General features: G+C 62.4%; 23 protein-coding genes and 1 tRNA gene. 15 read left to right on the top strand and 9 right to left on the bottom strand.

The genetic code is table 11. The annotated features are described in order from the left end of the window. Positions 1 to 214 precede the first annotated feature (214 nt). The 7 genes from BTM36_RS25225 (at position 215) to BTM36_RS25200 (ending at position 4,780) form a co-directional block, all read left to right on the top strand. Positions 215 to 436, top strand: a complete 222-nt coding sequence (locus BTM36_RS25225) for a hypothetical protein (RefSeq protein WP_077238400.1) — start codon at positions 215 to 217, stop codon at positions 434 to 436. Positions 437 to 521: 85 nt separating this feature from the next. Next, the gene (locus BTM36_RS28645; protein WP_254427089.1) at positions 522 to 878 is read left to right on the top strand and encodes a hypothetical protein; all 357 of its coding nucleotides are present in this window, start codon (positions 522 to 524) and stop codon (positions 876 to 878) included. Next, entirely contained in the window at positions 868 to 2,919 is a 2,052-nt protein-coding gene (locus BTM36_RS25215; RefSeq protein WP_077238399.1) for a replication endonuclease, read from the top strand. Before BTM36_RS28645 ends, BTM36_RS25215 begins: the two co-directional genes overlap by 11 nt. Beyond that, on the top strand, positions 2,916 to 3,062 hold the full coding sequence (locus BTM36_RS28485; RefSeq protein WP_008331387.1) for a hypothetical protein: 147 nt from the start codon (positions 2,916 to 2,918) through the stop codon (positions 3,060 to 3,062). Before BTM36_RS25215 ends, BTM36_RS28485 begins: the two co-directional genes overlap by 4 nt. Then, complete coding sequence (locus tag BTM36_RS25210) at positions 3,059 to 3,457, top strand: hypothetical protein (RefSeq protein WP_254427088.1); 399 nt, start codon at positions 3,059 to 3,061, stop codon at positions 3,455 to 3,457. The genes BTM36_RS28485 and BTM36_RS25210 overlap by 4 nt, the downstream gene beginning before the upstream one ends. Continuing rightward, complete coding sequence (locus BTM36_RS25205; protein ID WP_077238398.1) at positions 3,454 to 3,696, top strand: DUF4224 domain-containing protein; 243 nt, start codon at positions 3,454 to 3,456, stop codon at positions 3,694 to 3,696. Before BTM36_RS25210 ends, BTM36_RS25205 begins: the two co-directional genes overlap by 4 nt. Before the next feature lie 70 nt (positions 3,697 to 3,766). After that, a complete protein-coding gene (locus BTM36_RS25200) occupies positions 3,767 to 4,780 on the top strand; it encodes a tyrosine-type recombinase/integrase (protein ID WP_254427087.1) in 1,014 nt (337 codons plus the stop codon). Positions 4,781 to 4,937: 157 nt separating this feature from the next. Here the strand turns inward: BTM36_RS25200 and BTM36_RS25195 are convergent. Beyond that, positions 4,938 to 5,013 (bottom strand) — tRNA-Thr (locus BTM36_RS25195). A 111-nt stretch (positions 5,014 to 5,124) separates the two neighbouring features. Beyond that, positions 5,125 to 5,631 (bottom strand): hypothetical protein, encoded by a 507-nt coding sequence (locus BTM36_RS25190; RefSeq protein ID WP_006464390.1) that lies wholly within the window; start codon positions 5,629 to 5,631, stop codon positions 5,125 to 5,127. 320 nt (positions 5,632 to 5,951) lie between these two features. On the opposite strand from BTM36_RS25190, the gene BTM36_RS25185 reads away from it, so the two are divergent. Beyond that, positions 5,952 to 6,275 (top strand): plasmid stabilization protein, encoded by a 324-nt coding sequence (locus BTM36_RS25185; protein WP_077238396.1) that lies wholly within the window; start codon positions 5,952 to 5,954, stop codon positions 6,273 to 6,275. Positions 6,276 to 6,456: 181 nt separating this feature from the next. Here BTM36_RS25185 and BTM36_RS25180 read toward each other — a convergent pair whose 3' ends face one another. Next, positions 6,457 to 7,599 carry a branched-chain amino acid ABC transporter substrate-binding protein gene (locus tag BTM36_RS25180; protein ID WP_006464388.1) on the bottom strand — a complete coding sequence of 381 codons (1,143 nt, stop codon included), beginning with the start codon at positions 7,597 to 7,599 and terminating at the stop codon, positions 6,457 to 6,459. A gap of 204 nt (positions 7,600 to 7,803) precedes the next feature. Between BTM36_RS25180 and BTM36_RS25175 the strand changes: the two genes are divergently transcribed. From BTM36_RS25175 to rpiA, 3 genes are all read left to right on the top strand, one after another. Next, positions 7,804 to 8,316 (top strand): Lrp/AsnC family transcriptional regulator, encoded by a 513-nt coding sequence (locus BTM36_RS25175; protein WP_006464387.1) that lies wholly within the window; start codon positions 7,804 to 7,806, stop codon positions 8,314 to 8,316. A gap of 498 nt (positions 8,317 to 8,814) precedes the next feature. Next, a complete protein-coding gene (locus BTM36_RS25170) occupies positions 8,815 to 10,578 on the top strand; it encodes a cation:proton antiporter (RefSeq protein WP_077238395.1) in 1,764 nt (587 codons plus the stop codon). A gap of 81 nt (positions 10,579 to 10,659) precedes the next feature. Further along, positions 10,660 to 11,340, top strand: a complete 681-nt coding sequence (gene rpiA, locus BTM36_RS25165) for a ribose-5-phosphate isomerase RpiA (RefSeq protein WP_006464385.1) — start codon at positions 10,660 to 10,662, stop codon at positions 11,338 to 11,340. 121 nt (positions 11,341 to 11,461) lie between these two features. Here the strand turns inward: rpiA and BTM36_RS25160 are convergent, their stop codons facing one another. The 3 genes from BTM36_RS25160 to argA all read right to left on the bottom strand — a co-directional run bounded on the left by BTM36_RS25160 (position 11,462) and on the right by argA (position 16,108). After that, a complete protein-coding gene (locus BTM36_RS25160; protein ID WP_077238394.1) occupies positions 11,462 to 14,257 on the bottom strand; it encodes a pitrilysin family protein in 2,796 nt (931 codons plus the stop codon). Positions 14,258 to 14,426: 169 nt separating this feature from the next. Next, complete coding sequence (locus tag BTM36_RS25155) at positions 14,427 to 14,699, bottom strand: oxidative damage protection protein (protein ID WP_006464383.1); 273 nt, start codon at positions 14,697 to 14,699, stop codon at positions 14,427 to 14,429. 95 nt (positions 14,700 to 14,794) lie between these two features. Further along, entirely contained in the window at positions 14,795 to 16,108 is a 1,314-nt protein-coding gene (gene argA, locus BTM36_RS25150; protein WP_006464382.1) for an amino-acid N-acetyltransferase, read from the bottom strand. 207 nt (positions 16,109 to 16,315) lie between these two features. Between argA and hrpA the strand changes: the two genes are divergently transcribed. Both hrpA and dcd read left to right on the top strand, forming a co-directional pair. After that, positions 16,316 to 20,398 (top strand): ATP-dependent RNA helicase HrpA, encoded by a 4,083-nt coding sequence (gene hrpA / locus BTM36_RS25145; protein ID WP_077238393.1) that lies wholly within the window; start codon positions 16,316 to 16,318, stop codon positions 20,396 to 20,398. 120 nt (positions 20,399 to 20,518) lie between these two features. Beyond that, positions 20,519 to 21,088, top strand: coding sequence for a dCTP deaminase (gene dcd / locus BTM36_RS25140; protein ID WP_006464380.1), 570 nt, complete (start codon positions 20,519 to 20,521; stop codon positions 21,086 to 21,088). 99 nt (positions 21,089 to 21,187) lie between these two features. Here the strand turns inward: dcd and BTM36_RS25135 are convergent, their stop codons facing one another. Then, complete coding sequence (locus BTM36_RS25135; RefSeq protein ID WP_006464379.1) at positions 21,188 to 22,114, bottom strand: LysR family transcriptional regulator; 927 nt, start codon at positions 22,112 to 22,114, stop codon at positions 21,188 to 21,190. Between the two features lie 106 nt (positions 22,115 to 22,220). On the opposite strand from BTM36_RS25135, the gene BTM36_RS25130 reads away from it, so the two are divergent. Both BTM36_RS25130 and BTM36_RS25125 read left to right on the top strand, forming a co-directional pair. Then, a complete protein-coding gene (locus tag BTM36_RS25130; protein WP_077238392.1) occupies positions 22,221 to 22,859 on the top strand; it encodes a chromate transporter in 639 nt (212 codons plus the stop codon). Next, positions 22,856 to 23,386 (top strand): chromate transporter, encoded by a 531-nt coding sequence (locus BTM36_RS25125; protein WP_077238391.1) that lies wholly within the window; start codon positions 22,856 to 22,858, stop codon positions 23,384 to 23,386. Before BTM36_RS25130 ends, BTM36_RS25125 begins: the two co-directional genes overlap by 4 nt. A gap of 147 nt (positions 23,387 to 23,533) precedes the next feature. Here the strand turns inward: BTM36_RS25125 and BTM36_RS25120 are convergent, their stop codons facing one another. Together BTM36_RS25120 and BTM36_RS25115 are read right to left on the bottom strand one after the other, a co-directional pair. Next, the gene (locus BTM36_RS25120) at positions 23,534 to 25,786 is read right to left on the bottom strand and encodes an arginine/lysine/ornithine decarboxylase (RefSeq protein WP_006464376.1); all 2,253 of its coding nucleotides are present in this window, start codon (positions 25,784 to 25,786) and stop codon (positions 23,534 to 23,536) included. A gap of 192 nt (positions 25,787 to 25,978) precedes the next feature. Further along, the gene (locus BTM36_RS25115) at positions 25,979 to 26,473 is read right to left on the bottom strand and encodes a dihydrofolate reductase (protein ID WP_077238390.1); all 495 of its coding nucleotides are present in this window, start codon (positions 26,471 to 26,473) and stop codon (positions 25,979 to 25,981) included. Positions 26,474 to 26,882: the final 409 nt, after the last annotated feature.

Here is a 26,882-nt window from a genome sequence, read left to right as displayed (position 1 = left end):
ACGCTGGAGATTTCTCGTACCGTTTCCCTGTCGGCCATGCCCAATCCCGAGGTGAGCCTTCCCATCTCGCCCCGTGCGTACCTTGCACCCCAAGGAACAGGCACTGCCTGACTTGCTGCTGACCGCCTAGCCGGTCGCTGAACCCCAAATTGACTAAGACCTGTCGTGCGCCGTTTGGCGCATGCGGGATTCGCTCACCCTAAAGAAACCTCACATGGCTCTCGATCAGCAACAGACAACGCTTGCGCTCGCCTCGCTGCGGCTTCGCATGGGCGACGACATCAACGAATTTCAATGCGCCCAGCGCATGTTGCTGCGCAAGGCGGTGCTGCAAGATGAACTGCAGTGGAATGTGATCTGGCAAGGTAAATCTGCCATTGCACAGCGCCTTGGCCAGCGTCTCCAGCGCCTCGGCGGCCTGATGGGAGCGTGGTAATGCGTACTGTGATCGCTCATGGCATCGCTGTTCTGTTGCTGCTTGCACCGGCTCTTCTGGCTGCCCTCGGGATGGTGAAGGGGTAATGATGCGCGGTGCACGTATTAAGGACCATGCGTCATTTCGTCCGGCATCGGACCTGCTGCGCGAGCGCGCAGCATGGGTGCCCACGCCTCCGGGCAATGAAACCGCTAAGGCTGAGCTAGAGAAATCCATCTCACTCTTGCGCAATCGCAGGCGCCCCAATCTCCAAACCGGCATTGCCTATTCCTGGGCAGCGATGCCCAAGCCAGTGCGTCGACACATCCTGGCCCTGGCGGGACTCTCGGCGGATCGCTGGGAATGCCCTATTCACTCCTTCGCCGAAGCTGAACGCCTGGCCATGCGCCATGCGGTGCTGCGTGCCATTACGACGTATGAAAGAGCCCTCAATGCAGTCTAGAACAGTCGATGCGAAAACACGGCGTCGCCATCGGGCTTTCGTCGAGTCGCACCAGTTTGCCGGGGAACTGGCACGTATTCCGCTGAAGTGGCGCGGACGTGTCGTGAGCCAGGCCCTGGAACTGATGTCGGTATGGCACTGGAACAAGATCTTTGAGCCGGTTGCGGTTCAGTTCGTCCGCGAATTCGCTGAGCAGTACGTGCCGGCCGGCGTGGATCTGTCCCAGGATGACGCCGATATTTGCGCTACGGCCGAGAAAGCTGCCGAGAACGTCAAGAAGGTCTTGTGGAAGGCGATTTCTGATACCCACGCACGCGACCTCATCGAACAAGAATGCAGCGACTACGGCATTGATATGCCTGAAGTGGATGATGACGACCTGCGCGCCGTCATTGCGCGTGTCGTCGATCCGTGCTGGTGGCGTCGGCAACTGCGGAAGGTGGTCGGAAGAGCCTTTGAAGGTGGAAATATCCGCCTGGGCTATGTGCACTATCACGGCGAGCCCTATGCCAGCAATGACGCCGTATTGTCTCGCCTGGCGCAAAACCGAAGAAATGCCGCCGCTCTGGAAGCGACCATTGTGCGCAATGAGGCTGGCCAGGAATTCAGTATCGCTGAGCTGGCCGAGAAGACGACCGCGAACAAGACCATTCGTCGCGGCGAACTGATGTTGCGCATCAATGGTTTCGAGACCATCGCGAAGGAGTGCAACGATCAGGGGCTATTCCTCACCTGGTCTTGCCCATCGCGCTTCCATGCGACGCTCCATACGGGTAAGCCGAATCCGAAGTATGACGGTTCGGACCCGCGGACGGCCAATAAGTACCTCGGCAAGATGACTGCGCTGGCACGCTCGGCGCTGGCTCGGCGAGGCATCGGTCTGTACGGTTTCCGGATTGCTGAACCGCATCACGATGGGTGCCCGCACTGGCACATGCTGGTGTTTGTACGCGCGCTGCCGGACTACACCACACCGCACGTCAAGGACGTGGCCAGCCGCGCTATCCGCGTCATGAAGAGATACGCCTGGCGTGTGGATCGCGGCGAACCAGGGGCGTTCAAGCGGCGCCTGGACGTGAAACGCATTGATTGGGCGAAAGGCAGTGCTGCCGGTTATATCGCCAAGTACGTGGCCAAGAACATCGATGGCGTGGCCGACCATAAGACCAAAGAGGGTTATCTCATCACCACCGATATGGCGGGTGATCGTGAGCTGACACCCTCGGCCCGCGTGGAAGCCTGGGCCGCGCGCTGGGGCATTCGGCAGTTCCAGCAGTGGGGTGGCGCACCTGTGAGCGTCTGGCGCGAGCTGCGCCGCGTGCCGGCAGATATGGTCAAACAGGCCCCGCCGGCCATGGCCGCTGCCTGGGATGCCGTGCAAAAGGTCGAAGGCGAGAAGCGTGCATGCTGGGCGAGCTATCTGCGTGCGCAGGGCGGCGCTCTGGTGAAGCGTGACGATCTGATGGTCACGCTGGCCAAGGAAACCAAGACTGTCACCGGCCGCTATGAAGAGTGCGAGCGAGTGATGCCCTACGGCGTCCAGTGCCGCCAGATGGTCGGTGTGGTTTTCAAATCCATTCGTCACACATGGACGCCAGTTCAAGGGCACGACGCCCGCACATCGGCGGGTTCAGGGTTCCCTTGGACTCGTGTAAATAACTGTACGCAGCCCGCTGGGCCTGACTTTGCGGCCGATGTGTCCTTTGAGCCGAAGACCGCGCCGGCGCCGGTCACGTTCCAGCCGGACCAGGCCGCACAGGTTGAGCATGCCTGGCTTGCCCTGGGCGCATGCCCCTGGCCGCGGCCGGTGGTGGACGACATGCCGACATGGCCAGCGCCAGCCATGACGGCCGACGAACAGCGGCAGGCCCTGGCCTCATGGGAGGCCATTAGGGCATGCCCCTGGCCACGCATGGCGCCGGTACCGGACAAATCCCCGCGCCACGGAACGCCTCGCCAGGTCGCCGACTGGCGCTCTGGCCGGCTCGATGTCAGCGAACTTCCGATTGATCCCAACCCAACGAAAGGGAACGCCCCATGACCGCGTTTCGTGTCGTCGTGCGCACTGCCAGCGCACGCCATTCCTACACCGCCATCGCAGCGCATAGCTGCGACGTGATCGCCGCCGCCGTCGATCGCTTTGGCGTGTGCTCTGTAACGGCCATTCAGGAGAACCAGAAGTGAACGCAACCACAACCACCAATCCCGCCGTGTCTTACCGCGCCGAAGACTACGCCGCCAAGTATTTCGCCAAGCAGCCGAAACAGCGTGATTTCGTCATGCTGCCACCGCAGGCCCTGGACCGCATTACGTTCAATACACCCGATGACGGCGTGCTGGCAGGCTATGTGTCGGTTATCCGTCAGCACTTGGGCAACGGCCAGAAATTCGCGTGGGTGGAGCTGGACAAGGAGCTGGCGGGGCAATTCCGAGGAGTGCCGCTGGCGGACATCCTCACTTGCGATGATGCGGGAGTTCTACGCCGCAATACCGCGAATCGTGAAACCAAACGTCTTTGCTTGGGCGACTACAGCGGCAATCTGGGTGTTGAAATGGGGAAGAGGGAACCACAGTCATGAGTGCTTTGTTTCTTGATGATGAGAGCTTGGACCGTCTCACAGGCATTCGGCGCGGTTCTACCCGTGCCGGCGTCAAGCAGACCAAGTATGAGATGCAGGCGGCATTCCTGCGCGAAATCGGGATTCCCTTTATCTCGAATGCGCGCGGCCGGCCGGTGGTTCTGCTGTCGGCGGTAGAATCGCGCCGCACGGCAGAGGCCCCGAAAAAGGGATGGAAACCAGCAGTGATTGGGGCATGACATGGGGCGCAGGCCGTCGAAAAATTCGAATCTTCCACGTGGCGTGCGTGCGCGTGAGCAGCGCAGTGGGGTGATTTATTACTACTACGATGCCGGCGGCAAGCCGCGTCGTGAGATTCCACTCGGCTCTAACTACGTCGAGGCCGTGCGGAAGTGGGCCGAATTGGAGGCGATGCCGCCTTCCACCGTGTCCAAGGTGGTGACTTTCCGCTATGCCTGCGAGGTGTATCAGCAGAAATACATGCTGGATAACAGCCCCAAGACCAGGCGCGAGAAACTGAGGCAGTTCCCGTTCCTCTTCGAATTTTTCGACAATCCTCCGGCGCCGCTCGAAGAAATCAAGCCGATCCACGTCCGCCAGTACATGGCCTGGCGCAGCAAGAAGCGGCAGGATGCTCTGCGCGAAAAGGGGCTTGACGTGAAGGGGGACGAAGGGCGCGTAGCGGCCAATCGTGACAAGGCGCTGATTTCGCACGTCTGGAATGCGGCGCGGGCTGAAGGGCTGACTGATCTGCCCAATCCCTGCGCCGGCATCAAGTCATTCCGCGAGGAGGGAAGGGACGTTTATGTCTACGACGACATGTATTCCCAGGTATGGGAGAAGAGCGGCCAGGTGCTGCGCGACGCCATGGATCTGGCGTACCTGCTTGGCGGCCGAGTAGCCGACGTGCTCAAGGTGGATGAGAAGCACATCCGTCAGGGGGCCATCGAGTTGACGCAGAACAAGACCAACAGCAAGGTGCGCATTGAGATTACGGGGGAGCTGAAGGTTCTCGTCGACAAAATCCTGGCCAGGAAGAGAAGTATTGTCGGGAAGGTGACGACAACGCGCCTGCTGGTGAACGAAGAGGGCCAGCCGCTCACTTATGAAACTCTGCGGAGCAGGTTCGACAAGGCGCGGGAAGATGCCGGCATTCCGTTTGCCGAGTTTCAGTTCAGAGACCTGCGCGCCAAGGCCGGAACGGATAAGACCGATTCTCAAGGGGTGAGGGCGGCGCAAGGGCAGCTCGGGCACAAGAGCGTGACGACGACGGAAATTTACGTTCGGAAGCGGCGCGGCCAGAAGGTGACGCCCACCAAGTGAACAAGCCGCCTTTGGGCGGCTTTTTTGCACCCGATTTCAGCGCCTGCCAATGCGAGCCATTTTAGGGGCAGGGCGCGTAAGTGCGAAAATTGCGGAGCAAAGCCAGAATTGCGGAGCAAAAAAAAGCGGCCTGCATCGCTGCAAGCCGCTTCTGTTCTGGTGCTGATGGGCGGAATCGAACCGTCGACCTACTGATTACGAATCAGTTGCTCTACCAACTGAGCTACATCAGCAAAAGTCCGCGATTATAGCGGTTTCTTTCCGCCAATTCCACTCCCCAAGGAAAATTCCCGCCCCTTCGCCCCAAGGGGCAGGACCGGCTATTTAGGGCGGGGAGTCAAGGATCAACCATCGATCTTCCGATCCTCTTCCTTGGCTTCTTTCATGGCATCCGGCTCCAGTTCTTCGGCGGAACGGTTGCAATAAATGAAATATCCCCATGCCGCCAGCAGTACGCCCGTGCCTGCCAACAGGGCTGCGGCGTAGACCAGGTCGGCGGCTTCTTCGTGTACCGCGCGGAAGGTCATGACCAGGCCTTCGATGGCCAGGGCGACGATCACCACCACGAAAAACCGCGACAGGAAGCGCCTTACGCGCGTAGGGGCGCTGATGTTGGCATCACGGACGACTTCTTCCTCGGTGATGGTCTCGGCGATCTGGAAGGCGACGACCGCGGCCGCCAGGATACCGATGGCCTCGATCAATGCCTGGGCTTGCGACAAGCCCATCCCCTCGACCACCGCCTCGTAGCCCATGCGGGCGGCAATGATGATGAGCGCCAGCGCGCCTAGCGCAAAAAGCACGGCAATCGTGCCGTGTACAACGCCAAATACTGCCGTGATCCGTTTCATCGCTTCTTCCCCTTCATCTTGTCATTGAGAGCGATTGGACTGATCAGGTGCGGAAAGGTTGTCTGCCTGTGAACGGTCTCAGAACAGGGGGCATGACTCGCGCAATGCAGGCGGCGCGGCGATATGGGCAAGGAAAATTGTTTCCTTGCAGCACCATCTGCCCGCACCGAAGGCTGGCTTCCAGATGTCTTACAGCGGGTTCAGTCGTTGTGGCATGGCTGGTGCGCGGGCCGGGGTCCTATCCTGACGTTGTCAGCTTCGGTCATGTTCAACTCGCCGGCGAGGTACTTTACTCGCGGGCCAGCGTCAAGGAGGTCATCATGCCCCAGTCAGCATGGAGCAATAAGCGGGAACGTCAGTATGAACACATCAAGTCGGGCGTCCTCAAGCGCGGCGCGAGTACCAGCCGTGCAGAGGAAATCGCCGCCCGTACGGTCAACAAGGAGCGCGCTCAGCACGGGGAATCCCGTTCTGCCAGTGCCAGCTCTCTGCACGATATGCCCGCCTCGCGCCGGGGCGGTCTGCGGTCGCACAAGGGTAGCGGTGGTCGCACTTTCAAGCAGCTTTATGCCGAGGCGGCGGCGCGCAACATCAAGGGGCGTTCGGGAATGAACAAAGCCCAACTGGAAAAGGCACTGGCCTAGCGCGGTATCCGATTTCCGCCCACGGCTCACGTACCGTTCGCGCTTGCGCCGGCATGCGCCGGCAGGAAGGACAACGCCCCCGATGTATCTCGGGGGCGTTGCTTATTGCGTGCTGCTGTTTTGCCCTGCAGTCTGCGGCCGTATCAGCGCTTCAGGCGGCAGGGCGGTGCAGCGATCTGGCTTACTTGGTCACTGCCAGCAGGGTACGTTGACCACCCTTGTAGGTGTACAGGGTCAGGGAGCCGTCCTTGATGTCACCCTTGGCGTCGAACGCGATCACACCGGTCACGCCCTTGTGGCTGATCTTGGCCAGTTCGGGCAGGTACTTCTTGGGATCGGCGGAGCCGGCCTTGGCCATGGCATCAGCCACGGTCATGGTGGCGTCGTAGGCATAGGCGGCGTTATAGACGACGTCGATGCCGAACTTCTTCTTGTAGGCCGCGCGGAAATCATCCATGCCCTTCTTGCCGGAATCATCCACGCCACCTGCTTCGGCGCAGACCACCTGGTCTTCGCCCAGGCCATCACCGGCCAGGCTGGGCAGGGAGCCGGTACAGATACCGTCGCCACCCATGAACTTGGCGTTGATACCCAGCTGCTTCATCTGACGCAGCATCGGACCACCGACCGCATCCATGCCGCCGAAGAAGACCACGTCCGGCTTCTTGCCCTTGAGCGAGGTCAGGATGGCGTTGAAGTCGGTGGCCTTGTCGTTGGTGAACTGGGTGCCGACGATGGTGCCACCGGCAGCCTTGGCGCCCTTGGCAAATTCTTCAGCCACGCCTTGACCGTAGGCGGTACGGTCGTCGATCACGGCGATATGCTTGGTACCCAGCTTCTGCACCGCATACTTGCCCAGTGCTGCGCCCAGTTGCGCATCGTTGGCTACCACGCGGAAGGTGGTCTTGAAGCCTTGTTGCGTGTACTTGGGGTTGGTGGCCGACGGCGAGACCTGCGGAATGCCGGCGTCGCTGTAGATCTTGGATGCCGGGATGGTGGTGCCGGAGTTGAGGTGGCCGATCACCGCGGCGACCTTCTGGTCGACCAGCTTGGTGGCCACTGCAGTCGCTTGCTTGGGGTCCGACGCGTCGTCTTCACCGACCAGTTCGAACTTGACCTTCTTGCCGCCGATGGTGAAGCCCTTGGCGTTCAATTCTTCGACTGCCATGCGGGCGCCGTTCTCGTTATCCTTGCCCATGTGGGCGTTAGGACCGGACAGCGGGCCGACGTGAGCGATCTTGACCACTTCCTGGGCATGCGCGGCGCCTGCGAATGCCAGACCGATAGCAGCAGTTAATGGAATAATGGCGCTCTTGAGTTTCATAGATTTCCTCTGTAGATTGGATTGACCACTTTTAATGTTTTGTCTCACTACACAGCTTTATTCAGATCCCTGTTGCGGTGACCTGGCGTCCCGCTTTGCTTTCGTCCCCGACTTTCTGAATAATGCAGACGGTACAACATAAGAATCGGCTAAGCCAAGTTTTTTTTGAGCGGCCTACCTGTAAATCATCCTCATATTTGTCCCATGCCTGCCAAACTTCATACGCTCGATAAGGTGGATCGCAAACTGCTCAACATGCTGCAGAAGGACAACCAGATTTCCACGCGCGTACTGGCGGAAAAACTGCACATCTCGCAACCCACCTGTCTGCGCCGCATCCGTGACCTGCGCGAGGCCGGCATCATCAGCGCCGAGGTGGCGATGGTCGATCCATTTGCGCTCGGCTACGGCATGCTGGCCTTCCTCGAAATCTCGCTGAACAACCAGTCGGACCAGCACATGCAGGACTTCGAGCAGCGCATGGCCAAGGAGGCCGAGGTCATGCAGTGCTACTTCGTCTCTGGCGAATATGATTACTTCCTGGCGGTGCATGTGATCGACATGGATGCCTACTATCAGTTCGTCAGACGTGTGATCTCTGGCTCCGGCAACGTGCGTCACTTCCAGTCGCGCTTCCCGATGAAGCGCGCCAAATTCACCACTCGCATCAGCTTCGATGAGAAGGCGGCCGAGGTGCAGGTGCGCGTGCCGGGCTGATCGGGCCTGGAGGCAGTAGGGGTGCAGCGGCGTTTCGTTAGGCCCGGCGAGCCGTCTTCATAGCATCCTGGCCTCACATTTACTAAGTTTACTTAGTTTCACCATTCCCTTCTTCGTCCCGCAGAATGGGTCTTGCCGTCAGGCTGGCACGCAGTTTGCATTGCGTGGCGGTTGTCAGTTGTGTTATTTTTGGGATATCCAGTGGTGTGCGTTGAAGATGGCCGCCCGCCGCTGCATCCTCGCCAAGGTGGCATCGCGGTCACAGGCAGCAAGAGCGGACACAGATCAGCATCCAGCGTCGGCGCGCGCCAGGCCGGCCACTCGGCAATACCCAGCAACCCCTATCATCCACCGTCTGCGGCCTGAGTCTGCAGGGCGCCGCATTGCCTGACCTGCCGTCTTTGTTGCCGGCCGCAGCAGATTGGCAGCCTGACTTGCCGCCGGATTGGGCTCAAGCCACCACTTCCGTCACACAGAACAGAAAGGAAAACCCGCACGATGCACGAAGTCGAGTTATTCATCCAGGACATGGCGATCATCATGCTGATCGCCGGCATCGTCACCGTTGTCTTCAACAAGTTGAAACAGCCGGTGGTGCTGGGCTATATCGTCGCGGGCGTGATCATCGGCCCGCATACCCCGCCGTACGACCTGATCCAGGATGAGAAGACCGTGCACATCCTTTCGGAGCTGGGCGTGATCTTCCTGCTGTTCTCGCTGGGGCTGGAGTTCAGTCTCAAGAAACTGGCCAAGGTCGGAGCCACCGCCTTCATTGCCGCCGCCGCAGAAATCCTGCTGATGATCTGGATCGGCTACGAGATCGGCCTGTATTTCGGCTGGAAGCGGATGGACGCCATCTTCCTGGGCGCCATGCTGGCCGTGTCCTCCACCACCATCATCGTCAAGGCCCTGAATGAGCTGGGCATGAAGAACGAGAAGTTCGCCCAGATCATCTTCGGCATCCTGATCGTGGAAGACATCCTGGCCATCGGCATGATCGCCTTGCTCTCCGGGGTGGCCACCAGTGGTTCGGTCGATTCCACCGAAGTCTTCACCACCGTGGGCAAGCTGGTGCTGTTCATGACCGTCTCGCTGGTGGTGGGCATTCTCGCGGTGCCGCGCCTGCTGAGCTTCATCGCCCGCTTCAAGAGCCAGGAGATGCTGCTGGTGGCGGTGCTGGGCATCCTCTTCGGCTTCTGCCTGCTGGTGATGAAGCTGCAATACAGTGTGGCGCTGGGGGCCTTCCTGGTGGGGGCAGTGATGGCCGAGTCGCGCCATCTGCATCGTATCGAACGCCTGGTCGAGCCGATTCGCGACATGTTCTCCGCCATCTTCTTCGTGGCCATCGGCCTGCTGTTCGATCCCAACGTGCTGGTCAAGTACTGGATGCCGATCACCGTCATCACCCTGGCCGTGGTCTTCGGCAAGCTCATCAGCTGCGGCCTGGGGACCTTCGTGGCCGGGCAGGGCGGGCGTACGCCGATGCGCGTGGGCATGGGCCTGGCGCAGATCGGCGAGTTCTCCTTCATCATCGCCGCACTGGGCCAGAGCCTCAAGGTCACCAGCGACTTCCTCTATCCCATCGTGGTGGCGGTGTCGGCGGTGACTGCATTGCTCACGCCCTACCTGATCAAGGCTGCCGACCCGCTCTCGGCCAAGGCGGTCACGCTGGTGCCGGCACGGGTATCCGCGCTGATGGGCATGTACTCCAACTGGCTGGAAAGCCTGCAACCGACCGGCGACCGTGCCGAACTCACGCGCATCATCCGCCGCATCCTGATGCAGGTGATGGTGAACCTGGCGCTGGTGATCGCCATCTTCATCGGCGGTGCCTTCTTCGTCGATGGCCTCTCGCGCCAGCTGTCGGCCTGGACGCCGGATTCCGACGTGCAGAAAGCCATCATCTGGGGTGGTGCGCTGGTGCTTTCCCTGCCGTTCCTGATCGCCACCTATCGCAAGCTGCAGGCCCTGTCGATGTTGCTGGCCGAGGTCAGCGTCAAGCCCGAGTTCGCGGGAGCGTATACTTCCGGCGTGCGCAAGGTGGTGTCGGAAGTCTTGCCCATCATGTCCATCGTCGGCATCATGCTGCTGATCTTCGTGTTGAGCGCCAGTATCCTGCCGCCGCTGAACCTGCTGGCCTTCGTGCTGGCAGCCGCAGCCGGGCTGCTGTGGTTACTCTGGAGCAAGCTTGTCAAGCTGCATTCACGGTTGCAGATCGCGCTGTTCGAGACGCTGGACGAGAAGCCGGATGATGTGCACTGAGCGGCAATCATCCCGCCATATAGGAATTTAGGGCTTCCGGAAACCGGATCCCAGGGTTTTATTTACGTTGGACGAAAGAAAATGACTCAAGACGAACTCAAGCTGGCTGTGGCCAAGGCCGCCATCGACTACGTGGTCGATGGCGAAATCATCGGTGTGGGTACCGGCTCCACCGCCAATTTCTTCATCGATGAACTGGGCAAGATCAAGCATCGCATCAAGGGCGCGGTAGCGTCTTCCGAGGCGACGGCCGAGCGCCTGCGGTCGCACGGCATCACGGTGTTCGATCTCAATGAGGTCGAGACCATGCCTGTGTATATCGACGGCGCCGATGAGATCAACGCCGGTGGCGCCATGATCAAGGGCGGTGGTGCAGCGCTGACCCGCGAAAAGATCGTGGCCTCGGTCGCGCAGAAGTTTGTCTGCATCGCCGATGGTTCCAAGCTGGTCGACGTGCTGGGCAAATTCCCGCTGCCGGTGGAGGTGATTCCCATGTCGCACGCCGTGGTGGCCCGCAAGCTGGCTGCGCTGGGCGGTGAGCCGCGTCTGCGCCTGAACAAGAATGGCGACGGCCAGCCGCTGGTGACCGACAACGGTTGCTACATCATCGACGTGCTGGGCCTGGCCATCACCGATCCGGCCGATATCGAAGACAAGATCAACAATATCGTCGGCGTGGTCACCAATGGTCTGTTTGCCCGCCAGGGTGCCAATGTCTGCCTGCTGGGCACCGCCGACGGCGTCAAGAAGCTGGAGTTCTGAGGCACCCGTTCTGAAGGACGAGCAGCAGTTTCTGCGCTCCTGCAAGACGCAAGAAAAAATGGCCGTGTCGCGAGACACGGCCATTTTCGTTGCTGCCAGTGCTGTGGATCAGTGCTGTGGATCAGGGCTGTACGGCCTTGGCCTTGACCTCGTCTCGCGCAATGACCACGGTCATGCGCGCCGGATCAAGATACTTGCGTACCGCCGCATTGAGTTGCGCCAGTGTCAGGTCGGCCAGTTTCAAATCCAGCTGCTGCTGCCACAGGAAGCTGCGGTCCAGGTTCATCAGCGCCGTCCAGCTGGTGGCGATGCCGCCATCACCGGCGCGCTGCTGGTTGCGTTGCTGCAGGATGCCGGACTTGGCGCGCAGCAGTTCTTCGTCCGTGAAGCCGTCCTTGATGAGGCGGGTGATTTCTTCGCGCACGGCGGCATCGACCTTGTCCAGGTTCTGCGGGGCCGCGATGGCGCGCACGCTGAAGTAGCCCGCATCACTGATGGCGCCCACCTGCAGCCCGCTGTTGATGCCGTAGGACAGCCCATCCTGCTGGCGGATGCGGTCGGCCAGGCGCGACTTGAGGCTGGAGCCGCCCAGCAGGTAATTGGCCACCGCCAGCGCCGGATAGTCGGGATCGTCATCGCGCAGGCGGATGTTCTGGCGCGCCAGATAGACGCCGTTTTCCTTGTCGGGAGTATCGATGACGATACGCTTGGCCGGAATATCGGCCCAGGTGTGCAAGACCCGTGCATAGGGGGCCGGGCTGGCCCAGCCGGCGAAGGCCTGGTCGATGGCGGCACGGGTGGCCTGGACGTCGAAGTCACCGACGATGGCCAGCTCGCCATGGGAAGCGCCATAGAAGCGCTGGTGGAAGGCCTTGACCTGTTCCAGCGTGACCGCCTGCACGGCGGCAATGCGCTGCTCCAGCGTTTGCGCGGCACGCCAGTCGCCGCTGGGGTAGTGGTCGAAGTGCAGTTGCAGGGCCTCGGCGGCGCGGGCGTCCGGCTCCTTGCGGGTGGCTTCCAGTGCCGCCAGCGTTTCATTCTTCAGTTGCGTGAATTCGGCCGGATCCATGCGCGGATGGCGCAGCACCTCGCCGGCCAGCGCCAGTGCCGGGACCAGATTGTCGCGGGTGGTCTGGAAGCGATAGACGTTGCCATTGATCTTCAGGCGCGTGAATTCATCGGCCAGCTGACGACGATCCAGTTTCTCCGTGCCGCGCAGGAGCATGGCAGCCGTCAACTGGGCCACGGCACGCTGGCCGAACAGACCCTGGGCATCGCCGAATTCCAGGTTCATGCTCACCGATACCGTCTGCCCACGCGACTTCTTGGGCAGCAGTGCCAGGTTCAGAGAAGCGTGCGGCGGCTGTTCCGGTGCGATGCGGGTGGTGCGCTGTTCGATGTTGCCGGGCGCCGGGTCGAAGGCTTCCCCGGAGGCGATGGCCGGGCGCGGCTGGTATTGGGCCAGCAGTGCCTCCACGCTGGGCGCGGCGGGGACCTCGCTGCGTTGCGGGTGATCTTCCGGCAGGTACAGGCCCACGGTGCGATTGTCGCGGCGGAAATACCTGGCGGCAGCTGCAGCGATGTCGGCACTGCCCAGGCGCTGCTCCAGGTCGCGGTCGATGAATACCAGCCGCCAGTCACCACGTGCAATCGCATTGGACATGGCCACGGCCATCTGTTGCGGATTGTTCTGCAGGGTCTCGAAGTTGTTCCCGCTCTCGCGATGCAGGCGCGCCACTTCCTCGGCCGTCGGCGGCGTGGTGCTGAAGGATTCTACGGCCGCGATCATGGCCTGCTTGACGGGTTCGATGTCGACTCCGGCCTTGAGCTGCGCCACGATCATCTGCAGCCCCGGTGCGAAGCCGCTGAGCTGCATCGAATAGACCGCCGTCGCCAGTCCGGTCTCCACCAGCGACTTGTGCAGCCGGCCGTTGGGCGTGTCGGCCAGGATGTCGCTGGCGAAGGAGAGGGCAGTCGCATCCGGGTGCAATGCGGAAGGCATCTTGTAGCCCAGCGCCACCAGTTGCAGGTCGCCGCGCCGGCGGATGGCGAACTGGCGTTCACCGTCCTGGGTCGGCTCCACGGTCCAGAATTCCGGCAGCTTGCGCTTGGGGCGCGGCAGGCGGCCAAACGTCTGGTTGACCCATTGCAGCACCTCGGCCGGCGCGAACTTGCCGGCGATCAGCAGCACCGCATTGTCTGGCTGGTAGTAGGTGCGATAGAAGGCCTGCAGGTTCTCGATGCGGACATTCTCGATGTCGCTGCGCGCACCGATGGTATTGCGGCCATAGCTGTGCCAGTCATAGGCCACGCTCTGCATGCGCTTCAACATCACCCGCGAGGGGGAGGTTTCGCCGGCTTCGAATTCGTTGCGCACCACCGTCATCTCGCTGTCGAGGTCCTTGCGCGCAATCCTGGAATTGACCATGCGATCGGCTTCCATGGCGATGGCCCATTGCAGGTTGTCCTGGCCGGCCTGGAAGGTCTCGTAGTAGTTGGTGCGGTCCAGCCAGGTGGTGCCGTTGAAGTTCATGCCGCGCTTGCTGAACTCCTGCGGAATGGCCGGATAGCGCGGCGATCCCTTGAACATCAGATGTTCCAGCAGGTGGGCCATGCCGGTCTCGCCATAGTTCTCGTGCCGCGAGCCGACCAGGTAGGTGATGTTGACGGTGACGGTGGGTTTGGAGTCGTCCGGCAGCAGCAACAGTTTGAAGCCATTGGCAAAACGGTATTCGCTTATGCCCTCGGCACTGGGCCCGGCGGTGACACCGGGCGGCAACGCCAGGGACGCACCGGTAGCGGCTGGGGTGGCGCTGGCCGGGGTGGCTGCGGCAGTGGCAGCGTAGGAAGCCGGGGCCGCGAGGGCCAGGCCCAGGCTGAGGGCGAGGAGGGCAAGGCGCAGATGACGCAAGGACAAGATGGACTCCAGCAGGAAGACGGATGCGAGGGTGGAATGGTAGACCCAGCCGCATTGTAGCCTCAGCGATACGGCCCCATGCGATGCGCGCAGGCAAAAAAATCGCCGCCGTGGCGGACCAGGGCGGCGCTGTGCGAGTGGGCAGCCCTCCAGGCCGCTGGCCCCGCGCTTATTCGCTGGGCGGTACGAAACCGGCAGCTGCATCGGCACCTTCACCGAAGAAGTGCTTTTCCATCTGTGCCGCCAGGTACTTGCGGGCGCGGGCATCGGCCAGCATCAGGCGGTTTTCGTTGACCAGCATGGTCTGGTGCTTCAGCCAGGCGGCCCATGCCTCCTTGGAGACGCTTTCATAGATGCGCTTGCCCAGTTCGCCCGGATAGGGCGGGAAGTCCAGGCCTTCGGCTTCCTTGTTCAGTTTGATGCAGTGGACCATGCGTGCCATGTCGATTCCTTGGTTCGTTAAGATGAAATGCCTGGGACGGGCGGGCCTGCGATGGGGGTCAGCGGTTGAGCCTGCTCACGTCCTGACGAAAAAATTCAATACAGGTTCTTGATCAGCACCTGTGATTTGCGTTGCCAGTTGTAGATCTGCTGGCGGTCCTGCGGCAGGTCGTTCACGCCTGCCAGCACGAAGCCGCGCTTGAGGAACCAGTGCGAGGTGCGCGTGGTGAGCACGAACAGCTTGGTCAGTCCGGCTTCGCGGGCGCGGGTCTCGATGTGCTTCAGGATACGGTCGCCATCGCCCTGGCCTTGCACTTCCGGGTTGACCGTCAGGCAGGCCATTTCGCCCATGCGTGCCTCCGGGAAGGGATAGAGGGCGGCGCAACCGAAGATGACGTTGTCGTGCTCGATCACCGAGAAGTAGTGGATTTCGCGCTCGATCAGTTCGCGGCCGCGCTTGACCAGCGTGCCATCGGCTTCCAGCGGTTCGATCAGTTTCAGGATGCCCCCCACGTCCTCGATGGTGGCCTGGCGTAGGCTCTCCAGGTTTTCGTAGGTGACCATGGTGCCTACGCCGTCGTGGGTGAACAGTTCCAGCAGGGCCGAGCCATCGGTGGCAAACGGCACGATGTGGGCACGCGAGACGCCCGCATTGCAGGCCTTGACCACGCTGGCGAGGTAGAACGCCGCATCCGATGGCAGGAAACCCGCCGACAGCACGGCTTCAGCCTGGTGCGAGGAGAGTTCGCGGATCTCGGCCCCGGCGGCGTCCTTCATCATCGGTGTTTCCGACAGGAAGATCAGCTTTTCCGCGCGCAGCGCGATGGCCGCCGAGACCGCCACGTCTTCCATGGTCAAGTTGAAGGCTTCCCCGGTGGGTGAGAATCCCAGCGGCGAGAGCAGGACGATGCCGCCCGCATTCATGATCGGCTGGATCACGTCGGCGGCAATCTTGCGCACCACGCCGGTCAGTTGCAGGTCCACGCCATCGTAGACGCCCATCGGACGGGCCGTGACGAAATTGCCGGAGATGACGCGGATAGCCGAATGCGCCATCGGTGTATTGGGCAAGCCCTGGCTGAAGGCGGCCTCGATATCCAGGCGCAGCTCACCTGCGGCTTCCTTGGCACATTCCAGGGCGGTGCTGTCGGTGACGCGCAGGCCATTGTGAAAGCGCGCCTCGACGTTGCGCAGTGCCAGTTGCTCGGCCACCTGCGGGCGCGAGCCGTGTACCACCACCACCCGGATGCCCAGGGCGTGCAGCAGCGAGAGGTCCTGGGCCAGTACCTGCAGGTCGCCGGCCGTGACCAGCTCACCCGGGAAGGCGACCACGAAGGTCTTGCCGCGGAAGGCGTGGACATAGGGCGCGACGGAACGCAGCCAGTTGACGAATTCGGTCTGTTTTTCCATGACGCGCATTATAACCAGCGTCGGCGCTGGGCGTAGGCTTGCGCGCTACCAGCGGCCAGATTTCTTGCAGGGATGTTGCAAAGCGGGACCAATGGCCCGACCAGCATGACCGGCAGAGCCTGGCCAGACTGCCCGAACTTGTACCATGGGCCCGGCAGCCGCCTGCAGCCTGACCGGGCGGGCCGTGGCAGGTATAATGTCGGCCTCATGTCCGTTACCAAAGCACCCACCACCACGCCCGGCGCCGAGCCGCAGAAGAACCCGCAGCAGGAGCGCCCGCGCAATGAGCGCAATGGCCGCGATGGCCGCACCCCGCGCCGCGCCGATCCTACCGCTGACGCCGCGCCACCAGTGCGCAACCCGCTGCCGCCGGTGACCTTCCCGGAAGAGCTGCCGGTCTCCGGCCGCCGCCACGAGATCGCCGAGGCGCTGCGCCGCCATCAGGTCGTCATCGTCAGTGGCGAGACCGGTTCCGGCAAGACCACCCAGTTGCCCAAGATATGCCTGGAGCTGGGCCGTGGCGAAAAGGGCTTGATCGGCCACACCCAGCCGCGCCGCATCGCCGCCTCGTCCACCGCCAAGCGCATCGCCCAGGAACTCAATTCCCCGCCCGGTGAGCTGGTGGGCTACAAGGTGCGCTTCAATGACACCCTGTCCAAGGGCGCCTGGATCAAGCTGATGACCGACGGCATTCTGCTGGCCGAGACCCAGACCGATCCGCTCTTGCGCCAGTACGACACCATCATCATCGACGAGGCGCATGAACGCAGCCTCAACATCGATTTCCTGCTGGGCTACCTCAAGCAATTGCTGCCCCGGCGTCCCGACCTGAAGATCATCATCACCTCGGCCACCATCGACGCCGACCGCTTCGCCCGCCATTTCGGCCGCGAGGTCCAGGGCGAGATCGTGCCGGCCCCGGTGATCGAGGTCTCGGGTCGTCTGTATCCGGTGGAAATCCGCTATCGGCCCATCGACAATGCCGACCGCAGCGGCGTCTCCACCGAGGTGGCGCAGGCCCGCGCCCGTGCCGAAGGGCGTGCCAGCCAGGCCCAGAAGGACCGCGAACAACGCGACCTGATGGATGCCGTGGTCGACGCCGTCGATGAGCTGGCCCGCATCGGTTCCGGCGACGTGCTGGTGTTCCTGCCCGGCGAGCGCGAGATTCGCGACGCCGCTGAAGCCCTGCGCAAACACCATCCGCCGCATGTGGAAATCCTGCCGCTGTTTGCCCGCCTGTCGGCACAGGACCAGGAGCGCGTCTTCAAGACCAGCAATGCCCGACGCATCGTGCTGGCCACCAACGTCGCCGAGACCTCGTTGACGGTGCCGGGCATCCGCTACGTGGTCGATGCCGGCCTGGCGCGTGTGAAGCGCTACAGCTATCGCAACAAGGTCGAACAGCTGCAGATCGAACCGGTGGCGCAATCGGCCGCCAACCAGCGCGCCGGCCGTTGCGGCCGGGTGGCAGCGGGGGTGTGTATCCGTCTGTATGACGAGCAGGATTTCCTGCAGCGCCCCAAGTTCACCGACCCGGAAATCCTGCGCTCCTCGCTGGCCTCGGTCATCCTGCGCATGAAGTCGCTGCACCTGACGGACGTGGAGAGCTTCCCCTTCATCGAACCGCCCCTGGGGCGCGCCATCGCCGATGGCTACCAACTGCTGCAGGAGCTGGGCGCGGTAGAAGAGCAGGACGGCGTGAACCGCCTCACGCCCCTGGGCAAGCAGCTGGCGCGCCTGCCGCTGGACCCGCGTGTGGGCCGCATGATCCTGGCCGGTCGCGACAATGCCTGCCTGACCGAATTGCTGATCATCGCCGCCGCCGTCTCCGTGCAGGACCCGCGTGACCGGCCGATGGACGCGCAGAACGCGGCCGACAACGCGCACAAGAAATTCGCCGATGAGAAATCCGAGTTCGCCAGCTACCTGAAGATCTGGAAATGGTTCGAAGACGCCATCGCCCACAAGAAATCCAATCGCCAGCTGCAGGAGCACTGCCGCGAGAACTTCCTGTCGCAGCTGCGCCTGCGCGAGTGGCGCGACGTCCACTCGCAACTGCTGACCATCGTCAAGGAACAGGGCTGGCGCCTGAACGAAGCCGCGGCCACCTATGACCAGCTGCACCTGGCGCTGCTGACCGGCCTGCTGGGCAATGTCGGCTTCAAGAGCGAGGACGATGCGCAATACCTGGGCGCACGCGGCATCAAGTTCAACATCTGGCCCGGCGCACACCTCACCAAGAAGCCCGGCCGCTGGGTGATGGCCGCCGAACTGGTCGATACCGCCCGCCTGTATGCCCGCTGCGTGGCCAACATCCAGCCCGAGTGGCTGGAAAAGCTGGGCGGCCACCTGCTGAAGAAATCCTGGGGCGAGCCGCGCTGGGAAAAGCGCGCCGCGCAAGTCACCGCCTCCGAACGCGCCACGCTCTACGGCCTGGTGGTTTACAGCCAGCGCCGCATCAACTACGGCAACATCAACCCGGCCGAGGCCCGCGAGATCTTCATCCGTGATGGCCTGGTCGGTGGCGACTTCGAGACCCGCGCCCCGTTCTTCGCGCACAACCAGAAGCTGGTCCGCGAGATTGAGAACCTGGAACACAAGTCGCGCCGCCTGGACGTGCTGGTGGATGACGAGCTCATCATCGGTTTCTACGACAAGCTGATCCCGCACGACATCTGCAACGGCGTGGACTTCGAGAAGTGGCACAAGCAGGCCACCGCCGCCGATCCCAAGCTGCTCTACCTGAACCGCGACGACCTGATGCGCCACGAGGCGGCCGGCGTCACCACCGAGCTCTTCCCCAAGACCATGAACGTGGCCGGCATCTCCATGGCGCTGTCCTACCACTTCGAACCGGGCGCCCCGCGTGACGGCGTCACCCTGACCGTGCCGCTGTATGCCCTGAACCAGGTCTCGGCGGACCGCTGTGAATGGCTGGTGCCGGGCATGCTCAAGGAAAAGGTGCATCTGCTGCTGAAATCCCTGCCGCAGAAACTGCGCCGCCACTGCGTGCCGCTGCCCGATTACGCAGCGCGTTTCTGCGAGCGCATGGAAGAGCGCAAGACCTTCGGACGCGGCAACCTGATCGACGCCATCATCGCCGACATCCGCGAACAGATCACGCTCCTGGTCAAGCCCAGCGACTTCAAGCAGGAGACGCTGTCGGCCCACCACGCGATGAACTTCAAGATCATCGACGAACATGGTCGTCAGCTGGAAATGGGCCGCAACCTCGCCGCCCTGCAAGCCGAGTTTGGCGGCCAGGCCCGCCAGCAGTTCCAGAAGCTGGCCGAGCAGGTGGCCATCGCACCGCGTGACGACAGCGACGACGAGGCTGCCGTGCCGACGACACAGAAGGGGGCGCCCAAGGGCGCCGCCACCTCCACCGCCGCGGCATCGACAAGCGCTGCACCGGCTTCCGCAGGCGAGTACAGCAACCTCACCGGCTGGAGCTTCGGCGAGCTGCCCGAACTGCTGGAAATCACCCGAGGCAGCGGCAAGCAGGCACAGACCCTGATCGGATTCCCGGCGCTGGTGGAGCGCAAGACGCATTGCGACCTTGAAGTCTTCGACGACCCGGCCGAGGCTGCGCGCTTCCATTACGCCGGCCTGCGCCGCCTGTTCGCGCTGCAGATGAAGGAGCAGCTGAAGTATCTGGAGAAGAACATTCCCGGCCTGCAGCAGATGGGCATGCAATTCATGGCCCTGGGTTCGCAGGAAGAATTGCGCGAGCAGATCCTGAATGCCGGCCTGGAACGCGCCTTCCTGCAAGACCCGTTGCCTCGCAATGCGGACGAATTCAATCGTCGGCGCGACGAAGGCAAGGCCCGCCTGGGTCTGCTGGTCAACGAGATCGCCCGCCTGTGTGGCCAGATCCTGGCCGAATATCATGCCCTGCCCAAGAAGCTGCAGGGCATCAAGGCCCACGCGCAGGCCGCGGCCGACATGCAGGCGCAGCTTTCGCAACTGGTGGGCAAGCGCTTCGTGGCCGAGACCGACTATGGCAACCTCAGCCACTATCCGCGCTACCTCAAGGCCATCAACGTGCGCCTGGACAAGCTGCGCGCCGACCCGGCCCGTGATACGCGCCTATTGGGCGAGTGGAACTCGGTGGCGCTGCCTTACCAGCGTGCCCTGAAGGACCGCGCCGGCCGGGCCGATCCCAAGATGACCGAGTTCCGCTGGATGCTGGAGGAATTGCGCGTATCGCTGTATGCGCAGGAGCTGAAGACGCCCATGCCGGTGTCGGTGAAGCGCTTGCAGAAGGTGTGGGAGAGCATGCAGCGCTAGGTACGTGATTGGCAGCGTGGCACGGCCCGAAAACCGCTTCCACGCTGCGATTCAGCCAATTTCCACCGATTTTCGCGTAAAATGCGTGATTCTTTGAATCAGTCGAGTACGTCGAACACCATGGCCATCAAGTCAGACAAGTGGATCCGCCGCATGGCGGAGCAGGAAGGAATGATCGAACCCTTCGAGCCGGGGCAGGTGCGCCAGTCGGCGGACGGGGCCAAGATCGTTTCCTACGGCACCTCGTCCTATGGCTACGATATCCGCTGCGCCGATGAATTCAAGATCTTCACGAACATCAATTCCACCATCGTCGATCCAAAGAACTTCGACGAGAAATCCTTCGTTGATTTCAAGGGCGATGTCTGCATCATCCCGCCCAACTCCTTCGCGCTGGCCCGTACCGTCGAATACTTCCGCATCCCGCGTAGCGTGCTGACCATCTGCCTGGGCAAGTCCACCTATGCGCGCTGCGGCATCATCGTCAACGTCACCCCCTTCGAGCCGGAATGGGAAGGCTACGTCACGCTGGAGTTTTCCAATACCACGCCGCTGCCGGCCAAGATCTACGCTGGCGAAGGCTGTGCCCAGGTGCTGTTCTTCGAGAGCGATGAAATCTGCGAGACCTCGTACAAGGATCGTGGCGGCAAGTACCAGGGCCAGCATGGCGTGACCTTGCCCAAGACCTGAGCGCGTCGCGTCGTAAAGTTTGTAAACGATTTACAAAGAAGGCTTCCTGCGGGAAGCCTTCTTTGTATGGATGGCGCTTCTGCCATATGTCGTACGTGTTTAACGGCGCTTACGGCCGGCGCTCAGTTTCAACGCCTCTTCCCGCATCAGCCGCGCCGCGCCGCTGATGCTGCCGGTCCGGTAGGCCAGGTGCAGCGGGGCTTTCAGGTCCGAGGCGCCGGTCAGCTTGAGATACACGACCCCCTCCGCATTGACCCGTGTCATCGACGCCGGGATCACCGCCACACCGACGCCTGCTGCGACCAGCGACAGCGTGGAGAGGTTCTTGCGCGCCTCCTGGAGCACCTGTGGCGAGAAGCCGGCCGCGTGGCAGGCGGCGATGATGGTGTCGTACAAGCCCGGGCCGTTGGGCCGGCGCGTCATGATGAAGGATTCCTCGGCCAGGGCGTGCAGGGCGATGCTCTTGCGCTTGCCGCCGTCGGCCAGCGGATGGTCGATGGGTAGCGCGGCGACCATGTCTTCCACCAGCATGGTTTCTATCGTCAGCCCGCTGGCGTCGCCCACCGGCGAGCGCACGAAGGCGAGGTCGAGCCGCTTGCCGCGCAGTGATTCGATCAGTTCGTTGGTATTGCTCTCTTCCACCGTCATGATCACGTCCGGCGCATCGGCGCGGAAGGCGCGGATCACCGAATGCACGAAGGGATGCAGCGAGGCCGATTCGGTGAATCCCACCGCGATGCGCCCCATCTTGCCCTGGGCGATGCGGCGCACGCTGGCCACCGTGGTATCCAGCTGGGCCAGCAGGGCGCGGGCGTCGACGAGCAGGGCGGCGCCGCTGTCGGTCAGCTCCATGCCGCGTGGCAGGCGATTGAACAGGGTCACGCCCAGCTCGCGCTCCAGCACGCGAATCTGCTGCGATAGCGGCGGTTGCTGGATGCCGATGCGTTCGGCTGCCTTGGTCAGGTGGCCCTCTTCGGCAACGGCGATGAAATAGCGCAGCAGGCGCAGGTCGATGGCAGGTGACATATCGTATGAATATGGATAGGCTATCTGACATATATTAGACAAAAACCCTCCCCAAGAGTAGCCTTTCATTCATGCGGCAATCACGCCGCGCCTGCATGAGACGACGATGAGCACTCCCGATCCCCTGGCCCCAGAGCGGCCTGTCCCCACTACCCGAGAACTGTTCCTGGGCTTCCTCGGCCTGGGCATGACCGCCTTCGGCGGTGCGCTGCCGCTGGCGCATCGCATGATCGTGGAACGGCGGCGCTGGCTGACCGACCCTGAATTCGTGGAACTGCTGGGGCTGTGCCAGTTTCTGCCGGGCGGCAACATCATCAACCTGTCGGTGGCGCTGGGCATGAAATTCCGCGGCTGGAAGGGTGCGCTGGCAGGCATCACCGGGCTGATCGCGGTGCCGTCCATGGTGGTGATCCTGCTGGGCATGATCTACCAGCACTTTCAGCATGACCCCAACGTCAAGCACCTCTTCGCCGGACTGGCCGCGGCTGCCGCCGGCCTGCTGATCCAGATGGCGGTGAAGATCGCGCTGCCGCTGCGCAAGAACCTGGTGCTGGCCGGGGTGGCCATCGTCTGCTTCGTGGCCATCGCCTTGCTGCGTATCCCGCTGCTGTGGGTGATGCTGGTGATGACGCCGATCAGCGTGATCCTGACCGCCCGTTACGGCGAGCGTTTCGCCGCCAGGCCGCAGGTCGCCGCCGCCAAGGATAGCGGCAAGGACACCGTCAAGAAGGAGGGCGCGCAATGAGCCAGACCCTGATCGCATTGGCCATCATCTTCACGCAGTTGTCGGTGCTGGCCTTCGGTGGCGGCAATACCATCCTGCCGGAGATGCAGCGCCAGGTGGTGGAGGTGCATCACTGGATGACGGCCGAGGATTTCAGTGCCCTGTTTGCCCTGGGCCAGGCCGCGCCCGGTCCCAACCTGATGGTGGTGACCCTGGTGGGCTGGCATGTGGCCGGCTTCTGGGGGATGCTGGTGACCAGCCTGGCCAAGTTCGGGCCGTCGTCCATCATCACCATCATCACGCTTCACGTGTGGGAGAGGTTCAAGGACAAGCCCTGGCGGCGTCACGTGCAGGCCGGGCTGCTCCCGGTGACCGGCGGATTGGTGGCGGCATCGGCGCTGCTGATCGCCCAGGCCTCGATCACCCATGGCTTCCTGGCGGCGATTACGGCGGCTACCGCCATCATCGCGCTCAAGACCAAGATCCATCCGTTGTGGTTATTGTTTGGCGGGGCCTTGGCGGGGTTCTTCTATCTCGGCACTTTCTGACCGCGCGGCTGGCGCGGAGTCCCTGCGCCTTCGATACGCGGCAGAGCCGCTACTCAGTCCGAACGGGAGTGGGTATGTCGATCCCGAAAAGAAAACAGCCGATGCCTTCGCAGGCATCGGCTGTTTTTTTACGTTCAGCGCTGAGGCTTATTGCTTGACGCAATCCACGAAGTAATCGCGACGGCCGTTGACTTCGCGCTTGACCAGACCGTGCACGTCGGTTTCGAAGCCAGGGAATTTCTCGTTGAAATCACGGGCGAACTTCAGGTAATCGACGATGGTCTTGTTGAAGATTTCGCCCGGGATCAGCAGCGGAATACCCGGCGGATACGGGGTCAGCAGGATCGAGGTGACGCGGCCTTCGAGTTCATCCAGGGGGACGCGGTCGATCTCGCGGTGGGCCATCTTGGCGAAGGCATCCGAGGGCTTCATGGCCGGTTGCATGTCCGAGAGATACATCTCGGTGGTCAGGCGGGCCACGTCGTAGGCACGGTAGGTCTCGTGGATCTGCTGGCACAGGTCGCGCAGGCCCAGGCGCTCGTAGCGCGGGTTGCGCTGGGCGAACTCGGGCAGGATGCGCCAGATCGGCTGGTTCTTGTCGTAGTCGTCCTTGAACTGCTGCAGTGCCGTCACCAGCGTGTTCCAGCGGCCCTTTGTGATGCCGATGGTGAACATGATGAAGAAGGAATACAGGCCGCACTTTTCCACGATCACGCCGTGCTCGGCCAGGTACTTGGTCACGATGGAGGCCGGGATGCCGGTCTCGCCGAACTGGCCGTTCAGGGCCAGGCCGGGGGTGACGATGGTGGCCTTGATCGGGTCCAGCATGTTGAAGCCCGGTGCCAGGTCGCCGAAGCCGTGCCAGTCGTCCTCGGCCTTGATGACCCAGTCTTCGCGCTCGCCGATGCCGTCGGCGGCGAAGCTGTTGGGGCCCCAGACCTGGAACCACCATTCATCGCCGAACTCCTGGTCGATCTTCTTCATGGCGCGGCGGAAGTCGAGCGCCTCGATGATGCTTTCTTCCACCAGCGCCGTGCCGCCGGGGGCTTCCATCATGGCCGCGGCGACGTCGCAGGAGGCGATGATGGAGTATTGCGGCGAGGTCGAGGTGTGCATCAGGAAGGCTTCGTTGAAGGCATCCTCGTCCAGCTTCACGGTTTCCGATTCGCGCACCAGGATCTGCGAGGCCTGCGACAGGCCGGCCAGCAGCTTGTGGGTCGACTGGGTCGAGAAGATCAGCGACTTCTTGGCGCGCGGGCGGTCCTTGCCGATGGCGTGCATGTCCTTGTAGAAGTCGTGGAAGGTGGCGTGCGGCAGCCAGGCTTCGTCGAAGTGCAGGGTCTCGATTTCGCCGTCGAGCATGTCCTTCAGGGTTTCGACGTTGTAGACCACACCGTCATAGGTCGACTGGGTGATGGTCAGGATGCGCGGCTTCTTGTTCTTGGCTTCGCGGGCGAAGGGGTTGGCTTCGATCTTGCGCTGGATGCTTTCCAGCGTGAACTCTTCCAGCGGGATCGGTCCGATGATGCCCAGGTGATTGCGGGTGGGCATCAGGAACACGGGAATCGCGCCGGTCATGATGATGGAGTGCAGGATGGACTTGTGGCAGTTGCGGTCCACCACCACGATGTCGCCGGGGGCGACGGTGGAGTGCCACACCATCTTGTTGGAGGTCGAGGTACCGTTGGTGACGAAGTAGCAGTGGTCGGCATTGAAGATGCGCGCCGCATTGCGTTCCGAATTGGCCACCGGGCCGGTGTGGTCCAGCAGCTGGCCCAGTTCTTCCACGGCGTTGCAGACGTCGGCGCGCAGCATGCGCTCGCCGAAGAACTGGTGGAACATCTGGCCCACGGGCGACTTCAGGAAGGCCACGCCACCGGAGTGGCCGGGGCAGTGCCAGGAATAGGAGCCATCCTGGGCGTAATCGACCAGGGCGCGGAAGAAGGGCGGGGCCAGGCCGTCCAGGTAGGACTTGGCTTCACGGATGATGTGGCGGGCCACGAACTCCGGGGTGTCTTCGAACATGTGGATGAAGCCGTGCAGTTCGCGCAGCACATCATTGGGGATGTGGCGCGAGGTGCGGGTTTCACCGTAGAGATAGATGGGGATGTCGGCGTTCTTGTGGCGGATCTCGCTGACGAAGGCGCGCAGGGCCTTGAGGGCGTGGTCGGTTTCCTCGTCGGAGCCGGCCCCCATTTCCTCGTCGTCGATGGACAGGATGAAGGCCGAGGCGCGCGACTGCTGTTGTGCGAACTGGGCCAGGTCGCCGTAGCTGGTCACGCCCAGCACTTCCATGCCTTCGGCTTCGATGGCGTCAGCCAGGGCGCGGATGCCCAGGCCCGAGGTGTTCTCGGAGCGGAAGTCTTCGTCGATGATGACGATGGGGAATCGGAATTTCATGGAATTCTCCAGGCTTCGCGCGCGTGGGGCGCCGGGTAGGCGGACGCGCGCAGGGGTGAAAAGAAGAGCGCCTGGGCTGGCAGTGCTTGCGCGCCGGAAAAAATGAAAGCGGGATTGTCGCAGATATGCGCTAAAGAGGTGCGCAGTTTAAGCAAAAACGGGAAAAAACAACAGCCGCTGTCCGGACCCGATTCAACGTCTTTGGTACGTCACAAAAGCGTAGTCCAATCCGGAAGTTTCGGAGTGGTGTTCCTCGCGTGCCGTCTCCTGCCAACGCTGCTCGTCGATGGCCGGGAAGAAGGCATCGCAGTCGAAACTGCCGGCGATGCGCGTGATGATCAGGCGGTCCACCAGCGGCAGGGCCTCGGCATAGATCTGGGCACCGCCGATGATGAAGGCTGGGGCGTCGCCGGCCAGGGCTGCAGCCGCCTGCAGCGAGGTCGCGGTTTCCACACCGTCGTGTTGCCAGTCGGCATTGCGGGTGATGACGATGTTGCGGCGATTGGGCAGCGGCCGACCGATCGATTCGAAGGTCTTGCGGCCCATCAGGATGGCATGCCCCGAGGTGGCGCGCTTGAAGTGGGCCAGGTCTTCCGGCAGGCGCCAGGGCAGGGTGTTGTTGATGCCGATGCCGTTGTTGAGGTCGGTGGCGACGACGATGGTGAGCTGGCCGGAAGGTGTGGTCATGCGGATGCGTTCTTGCCTGAATGGAGTGGAAGGTGGTCGAGGCCGCTCAAATCAGCCTGGACTGGTCTGATTGGCCTGGATGGCCCTGAATCGGTCGCAGCGGGCCGGCCATGGGCCGGTGACGATTTCTTCAGACGCATAATGTTACAGCAGCCATGCTGCGGCACGGAACTTTCTGCACCTGCACCTGCCCTTATACCTGACACCGGCAGCCGAACGAGCTCGTCAGCGGCCTGCCAGCCAGCAGTGATATTTTCATTCCGGAAACATCGCTGGCATTGTCCGGAAATGCCGGAACCATGCCAACGCCCTGCGAACTTGCGAACAATCCCCGCCACATTTGGGTAAACTAGCGCCTGCTTTCCAGTTCGGCGCAGCCCAGAGCGTCAGCCGGGGCTCTTAACCAGAA

The organism is Herbaspirillum sp. VT-16-41 (assembly GCF_001994935.1).
GTDB classification, from domain to species: domain Bacteria; phylum Pseudomonadota; class Gammaproteobacteria; order Burkholderiales; family Burkholderiaceae_D; genus Herbaspirillum; species Herbaspirillum frisingense.
This window is presented reverse-complemented; position numbering and strand designations above follow the sequence as displayed.